Here is a 15,283-nt window from a genome sequence, read left to right as displayed (position 1 = left end):
TGACGATGACGATCAAGGCACGTATTGGACCCCGGCTGGACCAATGACGGTTAGCGAGGCTCATCCCAACTTGATTGCTGAACTGCCACCTCGGCTAGGCTTCCAACGCATTCGCCTCATGACTGCCTGCGCCTACGACGCGGCTTCAGGCGGCCCTGTAGGTTATTTTGAGATCGCCCTCGACCCGGACAGCGAGCGGGCGTGGGAGTATTCAGGACGATATTCGAAGGCGAGGACATCACCAGCAAGCCGGTGTGGTTCCCGTGCGAGAACGATGTGGAACTTGCTATCGATAAGGTCTTTCGGATCGCGCAGACTGATGGCTGGGTTCTCTGATGCTGACTGGCCGGAAGGAAGACATCGACCATGAGGTTGAAGCGGCCCTCGCGCTTCACGACGACGACCCCAAGGCGACGACGGCGACGTTGCTGGCCGATAATCATCACTTGCGGCTGCAGCTCGCATTGGCAGAAAGCGCCTTGAGCCGTGGCTTGGTGCGCGGCTGGCGCCCGAGTTTCGACCGGGACTAATCCATGCCCGAAATGAACTACATGCAAAAGCTATCTCGATGGACGCTAGCGGACGCTGCACATGCCGGGCAGCTCCTGATGATCACCTGCCAGTACTGCAACGCGACGCGTTGTTATAAGCCGCGCGATATTCTGCAGTTCCGCGACAATATGAGCCTTGACCGCCTGGTGAGCAAGTTCCGGTGCGAGCGCTGTAATCGCCGCGATTATATGCACCTGCACGTGCATCATCCCAATGGTGCGGATTTTGGCAAGCTCGTCGTCCGCCGGCTGGTCGAGGTCAAGACGGTCAAAGTTCCCGTTTGAGGACACTGATCGCGACGCTTTCAAAGCCCCATGGCTTTTGCAACGATCCAAGTTGGAACTCCTGCCGTCACTGCTGACGCCAGCACTATCGAGACGACCTTGATAGCGTAAGCCCGGCGCTCGCGGGCGTCATCCCACTCATATCCCATCGACCAACTCCCCAGCCTGTTCTCAAATAGAACCATTGGGGTCAGGGATGAGTCGAGTCACGATTCCTCAACGTCGTTAACACTGTGAGCACGTGCCCCGATGAAGTTCGGCCAATCCGATTTCCACATCACGATCGGCTCCCCGCGGCGAGAGCCACCCGCAATCGTGGCCGAGGCGCAAGCTTTCATTGCTTGGTGCGGCGGGGCCTCGATGTGCGATCCACCTGCGGTGGAAAACGGCTGAGCAGTTCCGTAGCTGGAGGAGTTGATTGCGACGCTTGTGGACATCAGCCGGCCCGAAGGTGGGCTGAAAACGAGACAGGCCGCATCCGCCGATGCGACCCGCCCAACTCGCGACGACCAAATACAACTGCCGCGTTAGTTTTTTCTAACATGAGAACCGCCAAATCGAATTACCTCTTTTGGGTAATTGTCCCCACATTTTTTGCAGCTTCACAAATACCCGCCTTGCCCCTCTAACGACTTCGTACGCTCTCTTGCGTAAGCGTTGTACACAAGGGCACGGATCCGGTGGGTGATGGCACGCTCCTCATCGGCATTAGCCCAATTGAAAGGACGTCACCTTCGCGGACGCAACCTGGTCACGAACGGCGCAGGAAGGTGCCCGTGGCGCTTGGAATTCTCCCGCGATCCGACCGCAAGCGATGCTTCGGCCCCATCCAGGCGGCCAAGCGCAATATTTGTGGAAGCACGACGAACGATCACCCCCCACTCAATCTTTAAGGCTTGAAGCTATCTCGTATGGTGCACAAAAAAGGGCCCGCTAATGCGGGCGAGTGGGACGAAGAGGGACGTTAGCGACTACGTCCGGAAAATGAACGCACGACAAAAACGATAGTTCCTGCGCTAGCCGATTGTGGGTATGGAGGAGGGGCACAGCCGCCTACAAGGGGTGAACATCTTGACCTGCCGGATTCCATTAAGCAACGTTCGGGCATTCAACGGTTCCCGTTGGGAAGGCAGCACCGATTCCAGAGAGCTGGATATCTTAACACAAAAAGCCCCGCAACGGCGGCACTTGGTATCGCGCTTTCCAAGCCAAGAACATGCCTTTGATTCAATGCATCTTATTGTCTCGACATGCGTTGTGAATAGTGCTGCAGCCAGGAGGATGAAATGACATGATCAAGCGCAAGCTCACCGATGGCAACGCCGAGGAACGCTACGCTCGACGCAATGAGAAGGGACAGTTTGCGGGGAGCGTCGACGACGGCGGCTTGCTTTCCTCCGATTGCAGTCACAAGGCGAAGGACGAGGCAAAGGCCGGCGAATGTGACCGCGCAACCGCCGCACCGAGCTCTGATTGGCCGTGAAAATCGCCACCTTCAACGTCAACGGCATAAATGGCCGGCTCGATGTTCTCCTGCGTTGGCTGAAGGAAGCCTCGCCGGAGGTTGCATGTCTCCAGGAGCTGAAAACGCCTGACGAGAAGTTCCCACACCGGGCGCTTGAGAAGGCGGGATATGGCGCCATCTGGCATGGCCAGAAAAGCTGGAACGGTGTCGCCATCCTGGCCAAAGGAAAAGAGCCTGTAAAAACCAGGCGTGGACTGCCCGGCGATCCTGACGACACGCAAAGCCGGTATATTGAAGCGGTCATCGACGGCATCATCATCGGGTGCATCTATCTTCCCAACGGCAATCCGGCGCCAGGCCCGAAATTCGACTATAAGCTTCGCTGGTTCGAGCGCCTTAAAAGCTACGCTGCCGAGCTTCTGGAACTGAATGTTCCAAGCGCGCTGATAGGTGATTTCAACGTCATGCCGACCGATATCGACGTTTACGCCCCTGAGCGATGGCGAGACGACGCTTTGTTCCGGCCCGAGGTGAGGGCGGCCTACGCTGATCTTGTTTCGCAGGGCTGGACCGATGCGATCCGGCATCTCTATCCTGATCAACGCATCTACACATTCTGGAAATATTTTCGGAACGCGTTCGCTCGCGACGCCGGCCTTCGCATCGATCACTTCCTGCTAAGCGCATCGTTGGCCGACGATCTGGTAGCTGCGGGCGTCGACAAGTCTGTCCGATCGCTACCGCACGCGAGTGATCACGCGCCAGTTTGGATAGAAATCCGCGATTGACAAAAACTGCGATCGTCACGCCAGTGGGCGGCGCTTGTCGAGCGCGGTCTAAATTTTGATCAATATGTAATTCAGGGGCTCCGTCAAAAGAGGTCCTGATGGGAGCTGTTGCTGCGGGCACGCGCCGGATGGCGCGGATATCGCCGCATCTTCCGCTGTCTCGCGGCTTTGCCGCTTGACGATCAAAAGGTGCGCGCGTCGCCTGTGCGTCATTTGACGTCGAAGGACGCACCTGCCGGGCGGGAGCGAGCTTGGTAGAGCTTAAAGCATCTCGAACGACGATTGACGCAGAAAATCGCCAATCGCATCGGCAGACATCGGGGCGCCCAAGAGGTTTCCTTGCAGTCGGTCGCATTTTTTTCTGCTAAGCCAACCCGCTTGACCGGCTGTCTCGACGCCTTCTGCCGTAACCCGCATCCCCAATCCATGCGCAAGGCCGATGATGAAGCGAACGATCGTCTGGCTCTTCGGGTTCGTCTCGACATCATTGATGAAGTGCTTGTCGATCTTGATCGTGTCGAACGGGAAGCTCTGTAAGTAGCTCAGCGACGAATAGCGAGTGCCAAAGTCGTCGAGCGCGATCCGGGTGCCCAAGACCTCAAGGGTGTGGAGCGTATCGAGGTTGTTGGTCGTGCGCTCGAGCAAGACCGTTTCGGTTATTTCGAGCTCCAGCCTATCGGCCGGGAACCCGACCTCGTCGAGGATCCGGGTTATTCGGTCGGTGAAGCCGGCGCGCAGGAATTCCGCCGGAGAAAGATTGACCGACACAATAAAATGCGAGGGCCAGGTCGACGCCTCACGGCAAGCCTGTTCGAGTACCCACGCTCCAATATCGCCCATCAGGCCGTCGGCTTCGGCCATGGGAATGAAAAGACTCGGCGGAACAACGCCAGCATAAGGGTGACGCCAGCGCAGGAGGGCCTCGAAGCCTATGATCCCGTCCGCAATCTCGACGAGCGGCTGATACTCAATGAAGAACTGTTGTTCTTGGAGGGCAACACGTAAGCTGCGCCTCAGCATCTCACGCTGTTCCAGCATAATCATCATCGAGCGGTTGAACGTTCTCGCGCGGCCGCGTCCGTCATTCTTGGCCGCGTAGAGCGCAATGTCGGCGGCCTTCATCAATTGTTCGCCGTCGTTGCCGTCAATCGGGGCAATGGCAATTCCTACGCTTGCGCCCACAAACACACTGATTCCGTCGATGGTAAACGGATCTTTGAACGCCCGGACCAAGGATTCGGCCAGACGCTCTGCTTCAGCGGGCTGGTCGTCACAGGATTGAATGACGGCAAATTCATCGCCTGCGAGCCTGTAGGCGGTCTCACCGTCGCGAAGAACGGCTTGGATCCGTTCCGCCGTCATCTTGAGCACGACGTCGCCGGCGCCATGACCAAGGGTGTCGTTGACCGGCTTGAAGTCATCGAGATCGATCTGCATCAATGCAAGCTTGTACCCGGCAAGCATCAGGAGATTCGCCTGAAGGTCGCTGCTGAACTGGCGACGGTTGGCCAGTCCCGTCAATGCGTCATGCCTCGCCTGATGAAGAAGCAAAGCTCGATCTGCATCTGCATTCGGCGCCTTCGAACGAGCCGTCTCGTTTCGCGTCTCGATGACGCCGAGTCCCCGTTCTGTGCTGAAAAGGAGAAGATTGCGCCCCTCGTTGGACGCGCCAGGTTCAATCGCAATGTTGCACGGAATACCGCCGGCAAGCACGGCCTCGACACGCGATTTGCGGTCGGGGGTCAACAGCTCTGGATACACCTGCCAAAGAGTCGCATCTGCGGCGGCTACGATTCTGTAGGCCTGCGCCACCTTTGCAGAGCATTTTACCAGTCTTAGGCTATTCCCATAATAAGAAACAAATTCATCAGCTTGACCGTTCATAAACGCAGCCACATTAGAATCTTTCATTCCCACCTCAGGCTGTTGAGTCATTGCTAACATGCTGGAGGTAATTTTTTCAATCAGGTTTCGCTTTGGTTAGCAAGATAACAACTAGGGAGCGTCAAATGAAAAGAAAGTGTCCGGAATCGGCCTTCATTCAGATGATGATGCGATCCCGCCGGCATATGGAAAAGTGCGGTATCCACCAAAGCCAGCTTCGCGGTCAAATGCCGTCTGGAGACGCAAACAAAGTTCATATGGTAGGCAGGAGCCTTTGCTTTTTATCGCGCCGATCAGCGCGATTGCGGCCCGGCTCGGAGCGCCCTAGCGCTTCTTCACTTCCAATCGGCATCGTTCCATGCGATTTGGCTCATTCTACGCCCTCTTGTAGATTGCGTCGCGAATAGCTTCGATTGCGACCTTAATCTTTTGCGCTGTCTCGGCATCAATCCCCACAACCTCGCTGATGCACTTCGAAACTGGCGCGGTACGAACCTTAAGCGCTTGACCCTCAGCCGTGAGGTTAAGAAGCACCTGGCGCTCGTCCTGCCGATTGCGTGTGCGAGTGACAAGACCCGCAGACTCCAGTCGCTTCAGCAAGGGCGTCAAGGTACTGGAGTCCAGGAACAAAGCCTCTCCGAGTTCCTTGACGGTGCGTCCGTCGCGGCTCCAGAGCGAAACCAAAACCAGATACTGAGGGTAGGTAAGACCAAAATCGGCAAGCAGGGGCCGATAGAGCTGGTTGAAGGCGTGGCCCGCCGAATAGATGGAAAAGCATAGCATTTTACCGATGTCAGGGAGGTCCCGTTCAGTATCGGCTGCGTTGGCGTTCATGGCATCCTCCTTCCTTCTGATAATATTTTGTGCGCGATCTGTTTGCAAGCTATTGACTGCAAAACCAAGCTCGTCTATTTATATTGTGCACAAATTAATTGTACGAAATTCATATACGGGATGCTGCTTCGCCAACTTCGGTGCCAACGTGTTCGCCCAAAAAGCCGAACATCACTTAAAAACGGCCGAGCCATTCCGGGGGGCCTGAAACCACCAACGCTAGAAAGGAAATGACATGTCCAAGTTTGCTACCGCCGTCGCCCTTATTGGTGCTCTTTTCGCAGGTAATGCTGCCGCACAGTCGGCCAAGCCCACCGTCGTCCTCGTGCATGGCGCATTCGCCGACTCTTCGAGCTGGAACGGCGTCATCCAAATTCTCGAAAAAGACGGCTATTCGGTCGTCGCCGCGGCCAACCCACTGCGCAGTGTTTCGAGTGATGCCGCATATGTCTCAAACCTCGTGACCAGTATCGAAGGCCCCGTCGTCCTCGTCGGCCACTCCTATGGAGGGCAAGTGATCTCGAACGCGGCAAGGGGTCATGAGAACGTCAAGTCGCTCGTCTATGTCGCAGCTTTCGCCCCGGAAGCTGGAGAAGCGGCAGCGGACCTGGCTGGTAAATTTCCGGGTGGCACCCTTGGCGAAGCGCTCGCGCCCCCCGTCAAACTGCCCGATGGCGGCGTAGACCTTTACATCGACAAGGCAAAGTTCCACCAGCAGTTTGCACACGACGTACCGTCGGAACAAGCCGCCCTTATGGCGGCGGGACAGCGCCCGATCGCCGAGGCGGCACTGACCGAGAAATCCGGCGAGCCCGCCTGGAAAACCTTGCCTTCATGGTTCATCTATGGCGATGGTGACAAGAATATCCCGGCAAAGGCGCTAGGCTTCATGGCGGAGCGGGCAGGCTCCAAGCACACCGTCGTGGTCAAAGGCGCTTCCCATGTCGTGATGACCTCGAAGCCGCAAGTCGTCGCCGAGTTGATCGAAGAAGCCGCGCGATAGAGGCCTCTGCCATTTCGCCATCGAAAGAGGCCGGTGCGTCCTCGCACCCGGCCTCTTTCGCGCCGATGCGAATCAGGTGCTGCCCGCAATGCGCTGCTGCCATATTCGAAGGATATGGCCGGTTCCGCGGCTGATGACGAGCGTTATGTCCGGGCCGACTCCGGATGGTGGATAGGCCAGGAACAGCACCTAGAAATGGAGCTTAGGTCGGGAGATCGTTCCTCTGACACAGCTTGCGTGCGGATTGAGGTGCCCGAGGGAATCCGTCACATGGGTCTCGATGCAACTCAGTTCCGGCCTATCATGGGCGTTCCAGAAAAGTCCGAACTAAGCCGGCCACTTTTTCAGGGTCTTCCCAGTGGAGGTTGTGGCCGTGGCCGGGAAGAGAAATGAGCTCCGCGCCGGCGATCGCTTCAAGCATCTGGGCCTGATGTGCCTTAGTCGCGATCATATCCTCCTCACCTCGCAGGATGAGGGTCGGCGCGGAAATATCCCGGAGAAGTGGCGACGGGTCATAGGCAAGCTGCTCGTAATAAATCGAATGCCAGATACGTGACGGCAACGCGGCGGTTTCGCGTCGAGCATGGGCAAGAAAATTCTCGTCGACCGGAGTTTTTCCACGACACCATTCCCGTATGAATGCGCATTCTGGATCGATCGGATCGCGGAGCATCTGGATGTTTTCCCACAACCACCCCTGACGTTCGCGCAGCGCGGCTGAGGTCGATATGAGAACGATTTTGCCAACGAGACGAGGCCAGCGCTCAGCGACCGCTTGCGCAAGCCGCCCACCAAGCGAATGGCCGACCACGTGGGTCGGCACAAGCCCCAGCGCCTCTATGAGGAACCGGACATCAGTTGCCATCTCGGGTATCGTGTAGCAGCCCTCAGGTCTGTCAGAATGCCCGTGGCCGCGCAGGTCCGGCGCAACCACGCGAAAGCCTGTCGCGAGATATGGTGCGGCGAGGCTCCAACTTCTGGCGCTGTCGGTAAATCCGTGGAGCAGAAGGATCGGCACGCCGTCAGGGTCGCCGATCTCGACATAGGCAAGCCGGACCCCATTCGAAAGAACGGCGTTCCGCTTCAGCGCCGAGAATTGCTCCTGCGAAATAGGTTCGACCAAAGTTCACCCTCAATGCCAACTTCATAATGTTAACATGACCCGTGGGGATTGGTGACGTCCGCTTTCGGAGCCAGAAAACTAAGCAAGATCGCCGCCGTCGATCCCGATGACGTGTCCGCTTATATAGGAACTGGCATCGCTGGCGAGGAAAACGACCAGGGACGCAACCTCCTCCGACGTGCCGGCGCGCCGCATAGGGTAGGGGCCAACGAGTTGTTCGGTCGTGACTTTCCAGTCGCGCCGCACGCGCTCGAGCATCGGCGTCTCGATCGCTCCGGGCGCGATGGCGTTGATGCGTACGTGCCGTCCATACTCCTGTGCGGCGGCGCGAGTCATGTGGATGACGGCAGCCTTTGAAGCTCCGTAGGCGACGATGTTTGGAAAGGCATGCCGGCCGCCGATCGAGGCCATGTTGATCATCACCCCTTCGGAGCGGACGAGATGCGGCAGCTCGTATTTCATTGCGACGAAGACACCGCGCAGGTTCGTGGCAATCTGATCATCAAAGCCGGCAATATCGGTGTCGGCGATTGGCGCTGGCGGCAGGTCGATGCCAGCATTGTTGAAGGCGATGTCGAGGCGGCCGTAACGCTCGACTGTCTCAGCCACGAAACGCTCGACCTGACGGGCGTCGCGCACGTCCGATTTGATATAGACGACCTCGCCGCCATTGGCCCGAATCCGTCCCTCCACTTCGTGCCCGAGTGCTTCTCGCCGGCCGTTGAACGCAACCTTGGCTCCGGCCTGAGCTAGGACGCCGGCGGTCACCGCGCCGATGCCAGACGTTCCCCCGGTAACGATTGCGACCTTACCTTGAAGGACACCAGGAGTCTGCGCCGCTGCCGGTTGAGCGGCGAACCCCGTGCCAACCGTTGCGCCAGCAACAAGCATGCCAGTGAGAATGTCGCGGCGTGGCAGAACCATTGTGTCGGATATAATTGTGTCGGTCATGTCCTATCTCCTCTACCGTCGGTGGGCAAAGCCTAACCGAGGAAATTCCCGGGAAAAATCCCGATCTCCTTTCAGCATTTTAAAGCATGGGTTAATAATCGGCGCATGAGCTTGCGACCGGATCCATTCTACGGCCTCTCAGCTTTCCTTGCGGCGGCGGCGGCGGGCAGCTTCACCGCAGCGGCTGCGCGACTGGGTGTGTCGCCAGCTGCCGTAAGCCAGGCGGTGAAGTCCCTCGAAGAAAAGCTTGGGACGCCTTTGTTCATCCGCACGACGCGGCGCGTCGGCCTGACGGAAGCCGGCGCGGCTCTGGTGGCGCGCACCGCTCCTGCGGCCGCCGAAATCATCGCCGCTGTCGAGGACGTCGCCTCAGTGCACGAACCTTCGGGATTGTTGCGCCTCACAGTGCCGCGCATGGCGGTGCCGTTGGTTATGGAGCCTGTCGTTCCCGCGCTGAGGCGCGCGTATCCGAGGGTCGCAGTCGACGTGGCGGTCGAAGATGCGACAGTCGACCTGTCCGCACGCAGTTTCGATGCCGGCATCCGCATCGGCGAGTATGTCGAGCGCGATATGGTCGCGGTGCGACTTTCCCGGGACATTACCTGGGCGGTCGTGGCGAGCCCCGCATATCTCGCCGCTCGTGGACGACCGGAGGCACCACAGGACCTGGCGGGCCATGAGGCAATTCGGTATCGCTTTCCGAATTCGGGCGCGCTCTACAGGTGGGAATTCGAACGCGACGGCCGGAGCTTCTCCGTCGACCCGCCGGGTAGCCTGATCGTCAATGACGGTGCGTTGCTCGTCTCTTGGGCACGGGCCGGCCTTGGCCTCGCCTATGTCGCCGATATCGCCGTAGAAGCGGAATTGCGCGCCGGCGAACTTGTTCCTGTCCTTGAGCAGTTCCTGCCGACGACGCCTGGTCTTTTCCTTTATTTTCCGCGGCGCGCTCAAGCCCAACCGAAGCTGCGCGCCTTCATCGATCTGGCAAGACAGGTCTTGCGGGCAGGACGCTGAACGCGCTCGCCACGTCAGCCCAGAGACCTCATACTGGCGTCGATGTTAACCGCGCTCGATGTTGAGAGAAGCTCCCGTATGGCATGCGCTGTCGAACTGGTTCCTCGACACCGAGTTGCAAGCCGAGGACTGTCGTCAAACAGCCGAGGTACCGGCTATCTCCGGCTACTCTTCCGTTGAACCCCCGTCAATACTGGAGAACGAGGTGGCCCTGCGTTCGCTTCCAACCTCTTGGGCAGCAGGCGAATGGGCCGGTTGGAGCGAGATCGACGTAAGGAGGTCATTCTCTATTCGCCGTGCCGGCAAAACAGGAGAAGCTTCCCACCTCTTCGGCCCCTCCTTTAAAGGCCTGCGCTGAAGAGGTGGGAACTTTTCCTTCTCATGCGCGTTACTAGGTGCACGCTTTTTCAGCGCCCTCCAGTCGCTGAAGTCGACGTGCGCTCTAGTGCAATGTGGGGTCATCCCTCGAGCACCAGACTGATGGCTTGGGCTCGCCTTCGACCCCTCTCTAGACGAGCCCTTGTCGCAAAAACTTCGTGAGGTACCTTACCCCGCTTTTGGCGGGGTTTCTGTTGGCTTCTTAGGGAGTGTTGAGGAACCAACCATGACCAGAGACCATTTCTATGCCCGTGAAATGCCTTTGCAGAACGACGATGTTGAAATCTGCAAGAGAATCTTCGATCGCGTCTGTACTACCCATCACATAACGAGCGATCCTGAGCGCGACCACCTCGCAAGCCAGATCATCTATTTCTATCAGCACGGTGTTACCAACGAACAAAGCCTGGAGCGGCTAATGGCTAGCATCGCCGGCGATAAAAATTGACGTGACCGTGATTCCGCTCACCAAAAAACAGAGACCAATGTGATAATTCGAATAAGCCGGCAATATTACGTCAAACGCGACGAAGATGGCATCACCTGGTGGATTGGCGACATGGAGACGCGCAGGGTCCGTCATTGCTGAAACTCTGCCGCTCAAATACTTTGATGAAGCCACGACAATGGAGATTGTTGATGCCTGAGCAAGAGGCATTTAGCTTCTGAAGAACCCGGCGGCGCCTCCGCTGAACGTGCGCGAGCGTACTAATCCTTTTTAGCTAGTTTGCCCCCGTGTTGACTTTTGGCATCATTTTCACAGGGACACAAAGACCGTGATTCCAAGTGCAGCGGGAATTGAGATGAGCTCCCGCGGCACGAGGTGCGACAGGGCTCGCCATTTTGAACCTTTTGGACGAGCCCTCGTCGTATTCTTCAGGTCACGGCAGCGGTGATCAGTTTCCGCGCCTCCTTGCCTGCGCCGCCTCAATCGAACATCGCGATTGGTAAGGATCCGTTGGGGATCTATCCGTCGCTCGCGTTCAAGCGCAAGACGCTGCCGGTGTCACCGAGTTCGCTGTGACGATTCCGCTCAGAAGGAGACCTGCGATGGTCCTCAACCAGTGTTTATCCTAGGCTGCCCTTCGGATAGCATGCAAGCACCGCCTGCCACCGAGCGCACTTCCGAAGATCTCTATCAGGCAACAGGTTGGAGGTTTGCGAGGGCTTCGGCGATCCGCTGAGGCGCCTTGGGACGCGCGTACATCCGCTCAAGATAAGCTTTGAGATTTGGGTAGCCGTCAACCAGCCCATTTTCATTGCCCCAGTCCACAACATAGGCGGTGACGCAATCAGCGATGGTTATTTTGTCGCCAACGATGAACTCACGCCCGTCCATGTGACGCTCAAGAATTGCCGCCATCGCCATAAACTCCTCTCTGGCGAGAGCTATGTCTTCTGGCAGTCGTTTGTCTTCGGGATATATAAAGGTGTGCTTGGCGATCCGCCATAGCGGCTGTTCAAGTTCGGTCACCGCAAACATAGACCAGCGATACGCCCGCGCCCGCTCCCTTAGGTCGGCGGGCATAAGCCCTTTGGCGCCATACTTCTCTGCTAAATACATGACAATCGCGGCGGATTCTGTAAGTACAAGGTCGCCGTCAACCAGCACTGGGAGTTTTCCGGCGGGATTGAGGCGCAGGAAGTCGGGGCGACGGTTTTCGCCAGCCAGGAGATTGACGGGCACAAACTCGAATTCCGCATCAAGCTCTTGAAGGGCCCAAAGTGCGCGAAGCGAGCGGGTCGGACCTAATCCATATAGTTTCATCATCTTGATTTCCTCCAGTTTCAAAAAGACAGCGTCACGGTGTTGACAAGTGCGAGGGGGTGGGAAGCAGAACGCTTCGGCCACCTAAGCTGTCAGAACCGAGGCCCCCGAGTGACTGATGTGATGCGTCTGGACATTTCCAACTTGGAACTGCACGCCAGTCGTCCGCCGAGCGGCCGGAACGTTGTAATGGCCCGCGACAATCAGCATGTTCATTCTCCTCCCATCATTGAATTCGTGGTCGCATTCAAAGGACGTTGGAGGAAAATCCGATCCGACAGCGGCTCACAAAAAAGCGGTATTAGGTAGCAAATGCCACCAGCGGCCGCTTCCGGCCCGGAGCCGTCCGTCATAAGGTCTTTGGTGGTGGTCTTACCACGGCATCGATGAACGGTGCGTTCTGGGCTAGGTATTCCTCGATGCCGCTCTCGTTTGTCGACTCCAACTCTAGCTTCAGGCTTTGATATCCGCGCCGCAATTCGTCATCCTTCGCGGCCATCCGGGCCGGCGTTTTTCCGAGTGCCTCGGCGATCTCCCCGTTGGCCTTGCCGGCAGCGATTAGGCTCGGAATATCGGCTCGCGCGGCGTCAGGGGATCCAATGTCATGATTGCCCGGCAGCTTCCAGAATGAGCTTGGTGATCTCATTCGGATGTGAAATGAGCGACAGATGGCTGGATTTGAGTTCGATGGCTTTAGCGCCCATGCGTCTGGCCATGAAACGCTGCAGGTCTGGATTTATCGTTCCATCTTGCGTCGAAACGGCGTAGTAGCTTGGCTTGGAACGCCAAGCAGCGTTTGAGGTTTTGCCGGTGAGCAACGCCTTTTGGAATGGTTGTTGAACGGCATAGAGAACCCTCGCCCTGGCCTCGGGAAGGTCGCCCCCGAAATCGCGCAGGAACGCTTCCTCCGTCAGCCGTCCTTCGTCGCCGTCGAAGACAATGCCCGCGGTTGCGGGTGGTGTCGGGTAGGTTTTTGCCAAAGCTGCATAGTCCTCACCTGCATCCGGTGCTCGGGCAGCGACATAAACCAGTGAAGAGACGTTCGGATGTACGCCTGCTTCGGTGAGGATCATCCCCGAAAAGGAGTGGCCGACAAAGACGGTTGGACCGTCCTGCCGGTCGAGGATGCGCCGGGCGGCCGCCACGGCATCGGGCAGCGTAGTGAGCGGGTTCTGGACCGCCGTGCAGTTTAGGCCCTTCGCTTGCAGCAGGGCGATAACCTCGGTCCAGCATGATCCGTCGGCGAAAAGTCCATGCACGAGAACGACATTGCGCGCCTTTGGAGGCGTGTGGGTGGCGGCCAGACCGGCATGTGTCGCAACAAGTGACGTGGCAGCACCGACGAGCAAAGTTTTCGAAAATGTGCGTCTGTTCATCATCATGATCGAATCTCCATCGTTTGCGAAGCGGTAGGATTATTTGAACTCGGTCCGGACCGGCATCTCAGATTGACATGCCGCCGGAGACCTCGATGCGTTGGGCATTGACCCAGCGGTTGTCCTCAGAGAGCAGCGAGGCAATCATCGGACCAATATCGTCGGGCAGGCCGGCGCGGCCCAGCGCCGTCATTTCGGCGACACGCTGGTTCAGACCCGGATTGTCGCGGACCATACCGCCGCTAAAGTCGGTCTGGATGGCGCCGGGCGCGACGACATTGACGGCGATGTGACGCGGTCCCAGCTCCTTTGCCATGTACCGGGTCAGCACCTCGACCGCTCCCTTCATCGCACCGTAAGCAGCGCTGCCAGGAACAATGATGCGAGTCAGGCCGCTCGACAGGTTGACGATCCGGCCGCCGTCATTGATCAGCGGCAAGAGCTTCTGCGTCAAGAAGAAAACACCCTTGAAGTGCACATTGTAAAGCATGTCCAGTTCATCTCCCGTCGTCGCCTCGATGCTGTTGTGGTGCGAGGTTCCGGCATTGTTGACGAGGTAGTCGAAGCGCTCGGCGGCGCCCAGATCGGCAAGCGCCTGCTTTACGGCGTCGACGAAAGGGTCGAAACCGTGGGCGTCGCCGGTGTCGAGCTTGAGGGCAATGGCTTTGGCGCCGGCTTCAGCAACCAGGGCCACGACCTTTTCGGCTTCCGCCCTGCTGGAATTGTAGGTGAGGATTGAGTCGACACTACGTCTGGCGAGGTTGAGCACGGTGTTGCGGCCCAGCCCGCGGCTGCCGCCGGTGACGATTGCGATTTTGCGTTGGGAATTCTGTGTCATCGCCGTTCTCCTTTGTGATGACGGTGAACATAAGAGGGCGAAGCACGGGCGAACATGCCGGAACCGGCTTCTTTCTTGCCTGATCCTGCCTCCAGCGTTAATTTGGAATTCCAGATTTGCGGGGGATCCGATTGAGCACTCTTTCGATGTTGCATGATGCCGTCGTCGCCGCGTTTGCGGCTCATGGAAACGGGAGCCCCTATTTCACCGCGATCGACGGACTGGCCTTGCTCCGATCCTTCTCCGAGCGGCATCCGAACCACCTGATCCACCGGCCAGCGCTCTGCATCGTGGTGCAGGGCGCGAAATGGACGACGTTCGGCGAACGGAGGCTCCATTATCGCACCAGCCAGGCCATGGTCGTCAGCGTCGAGATGCCGGGTGCAAGCCAGGTGGTGCACGGCGCGCCGGATGCGCCCTATCTCAGCGCCGTGATCGAACTCGACCAGGCGATCCTACGCGAAGTCTATGAAAGCATGGAGGCACCGCCCACTCCGGCCCCCGACGAGCATGCCGCCGCCTTCGTTATGGAGCTCAACGAGGCGATCCTCGGCTGCGCCGCGCGCGCCGTCAGCCTGCTTGGCGAGCCGCAGGCAATCCCGCTGCTCTATCCCGGCGTCAAGCGCGAACTCTGCTACCGCCTGCTGGCCGGGCCACATGGCGGTGTCTTCGCCCGCATGGTCGTCGGCGCGGAGCGAAACCGGCGTCTGGTCGAAGCGATCCACGCATTGCGGGGCAATTTCGACAAGCAGGTGCGCGTCGATGATCTTGCCGCGCTCGCCGGCCTGAGCCCGACAGCCTTCCATCGTCAGTTCAAGGCAATGACCGCGATGACGCCGGTGCAGTTTCAAAAGCAGATCCGCCTGATGGAGGCGCGCCGGCTGATGCTGTCGCGCGAAATGTCGGCGGAAACGGTCGCATTTGAGGTGGGCTATGCCAGCCCCTCACAGTTCAGCCGGGAATATGCCCGGCTGTTCGGGGCTCCGCCACGCCGAGACATCGGAAAGCTTCTGTCGGCCTGACTG

Annotated in this window: 17 protein-coding genes; 9 read left to right on the top strand and 8 right to left on the bottom strand. The window is 58.3% G+C overall.

Translation table 11 applies throughout. From position 1 onward, the window contains the following. Positions 1-335 precede the first annotated feature (335 nt). Together A3C3_RS0100190 and A3C3_RS37325 are read left to right on the top strand one after the other, a co-directional pair. The gene (locus A3C3_RS0100190; protein WP_022712605.1) at positions 336-530 is read left to right on the top strand and encodes a hypothetical protein; all 195 of its coding nucleotides are present in this window, start codon (positions 336-338) and stop codon (positions 528-530) included. Between the two features lie 3 nt (positions 531-533). Continuing rightward, complete coding sequence (locus tag A3C3_RS37325) at positions 534-836, top strand: hypothetical protein (RefSeq protein WP_022712604.1); 303 nt, start codon at positions 534-536, stop codon at positions 834-836. A gap of 20 nt (positions 837-856) precedes the next feature. On the opposite strand, the gene A3C3_RS47835 is transcribed toward A3C3_RS37325, so the two are convergent. Further along, a complete protein-coding gene (locus A3C3_RS47835) occupies positions 857-985 on the bottom strand; it encodes a hypothetical protein (protein ID WP_267903798.1) in 129 nt (42 codons plus the stop codon). 1,142 nt (positions 986-2,127) lie between these two features. Here A3C3_RS47835 and A3C3_RS0100170 point away from each other — a divergent pair. Together A3C3_RS0100170 and xth are read left to right on the top strand one after the other, a co-directional pair. Beyond that, positions 2,128-2,319, top strand: a complete 192-nt coding sequence (locus tag A3C3_RS0100170; protein WP_022712601.1) for a hypothetical protein — start codon at positions 2,128-2,130, stop codon at positions 2,317-2,319. Beyond that, a complete protein-coding gene (gene xth / locus A3C3_RS0100165; RefSeq protein ID WP_028739257.1) occupies positions 2,316-3,089 on the top strand; it encodes an exodeoxyribonuclease III in 774 nt (257 codons plus the stop codon). Before A3C3_RS0100170 ends, xth begins: the two co-directional genes overlap by 4 nt. 261 nt (positions 3,090-3,350) lie before the next feature. Here the strand turns inward: xth and A3C3_RS0100160 are convergent, their stop codons facing one another. Together A3C3_RS0100160 and A3C3_RS0100155 are read right to left on the bottom strand one after the other, a co-directional pair. Then, positions 3,351-5,000, bottom strand: a complete 1,650-nt coding sequence (locus A3C3_RS0100160; protein WP_028739256.1) for a putative bifunctional diguanylate cyclase/phosphodiesterase — start codon at positions 4,998-5,000, stop codon at positions 3,351-3,353. A 348-nt stretch (positions 5,001-5,348) separates the two neighbouring features. Next, positions 5,349-5,807, bottom strand: coding sequence for a MarR family winged helix-turn-helix transcriptional regulator (locus A3C3_RS0100155; protein ID WP_022712598.1), 459 nt, complete (start codon positions 5,805-5,807; stop codon positions 5,349-5,351). A 235-nt stretch (positions 5,808-6,042) separates the two neighbouring features. Here A3C3_RS0100155 and A3C3_RS0100150 point away from each other — a divergent pair, with 235 nt between their 5' ends. Next, entirely contained in the window at positions 6,043-6,810 is a 768-nt protein-coding gene (locus A3C3_RS0100150) for an alpha/beta fold hydrolase (protein ID WP_022712597.1), read from the top strand. 301 nt (positions 6,811-7,111) lie between these two features. Here the strand turns inward: A3C3_RS0100150 and A3C3_RS0100145 are convergent, their stop codons facing one another. Both A3C3_RS0100145 and A3C3_RS0100140 read right to left on the bottom strand, forming a co-directional pair. After that, positions 7,112-7,933, bottom strand: coding sequence for an alpha/beta fold hydrolase (locus tag A3C3_RS0100145; RefSeq protein WP_022712596.1), 822 nt, complete (start codon positions 7,931-7,933; stop codon positions 7,112-7,114). Positions 7,934-8,011: 78 nt separating this feature from the next. Continuing rightward, a complete protein-coding gene (locus tag A3C3_RS0100140; protein ID WP_022712595.1) occupies positions 8,012-8,884 on the bottom strand; it encodes an SDR family NAD(P)-dependent oxidoreductase in 873 nt (290 codons plus the stop codon). Positions 8,885-8,989: 105 nt separating this feature from the next. Here A3C3_RS0100140 and A3C3_RS0100135 point away from each other — a divergent pair, with 105 nt between their 5' ends. The 3 genes from A3C3_RS0100135 (at position 8,990) to A3C3_RS0100130 (ending at position 10,724) form a co-directional block, all read left to right on the top strand. Further along, positions 8,990-9,898: a LysR family transcriptional regulator gene (locus A3C3_RS0100135; protein WP_022712594.1), complete on the top strand. Its 909-nt coding sequence runs from the start codon at positions 8,990-8,992 to the stop codon at positions 9,896-9,898. A 58-nt stretch (positions 9,899-9,956) separates the two neighbouring features. Further along, positions 9,957-10,256, top strand: coding sequence for a DUF7079 family protein (locus A3C3_RS48365; RefSeq protein WP_425337543.1), 300 nt, complete (start codon positions 9,957-9,959; stop codon positions 10,254-10,256). Between the two features lie 246 nt (positions 10,257-10,502). After that, complete coding sequence (locus tag A3C3_RS0100130; RefSeq protein ID WP_022712593.1) at positions 10,503-10,724, top strand: hypothetical protein; 222 nt, start codon at positions 10,503-10,505, stop codon at positions 10,722-10,724. Between the two features lie 690 nt (positions 10,725-11,414). On the opposite strand, the gene A3C3_RS0100125 is transcribed toward A3C3_RS0100130, so the two are convergent. The 3 genes from A3C3_RS0100125 to A3C3_RS0100110 form a co-directional block, all read right to left on the bottom strand. Beyond that, on the bottom strand, positions 11,415-12,047 hold the full coding sequence (locus A3C3_RS0100125) for a glutathione S-transferase family protein (protein WP_022712592.1): 633 nt from the start codon (positions 12,045-12,047) through the stop codon (positions 11,415-11,417). A 599-nt stretch (positions 12,048-12,646) separates the two neighbouring features. After that, positions 12,647-13,426, bottom strand: coding sequence for an alpha/beta fold hydrolase (locus A3C3_RS0100115; protein WP_022712590.1), 780 nt, complete (start codon positions 13,424-13,426; stop codon positions 12,647-12,649). Between the two features lie 61 nt (positions 13,427-13,487). Continuing rightward, positions 13,488-14,258 carry an SDR family NAD(P)-dependent oxidoreductase gene (locus A3C3_RS0100110; protein ID WP_022712589.1) on the bottom strand — a complete coding sequence of 257 codons (771 nt, stop codon included), beginning with the start codon at positions 14,256-14,258 and terminating at the stop codon, positions 13,488-13,490. A 131-nt stretch (positions 14,259-14,389) separates the two neighbouring features. Between A3C3_RS0100110 and A3C3_RS0100105 the strand changes: the two genes are divergently transcribed. After that, positions 14,390-15,280 (top strand): AraC family transcriptional regulator, encoded by an 891-nt coding sequence (locus A3C3_RS0100105; protein ID WP_022712588.1) that lies wholly within the window; start codon positions 14,390-14,392, stop codon positions 15,278-15,280. Positions 15,281-15,283: the final 3 nt, after the last annotated feature.

The organism is Rhizobium mongolense USDA 1844 (assembly GCF_000419765.1).
Classification (GTDB): Bacteria; Pseudomonadota; Alphaproteobacteria; order Rhizobiales; family Rhizobiaceae; genus Rhizobium; species Rhizobium mongolense.
Note: the sequence above shows the minus strand (reverse complement) of the source record. Positions and strands in the feature narration are given on the sequence as shown.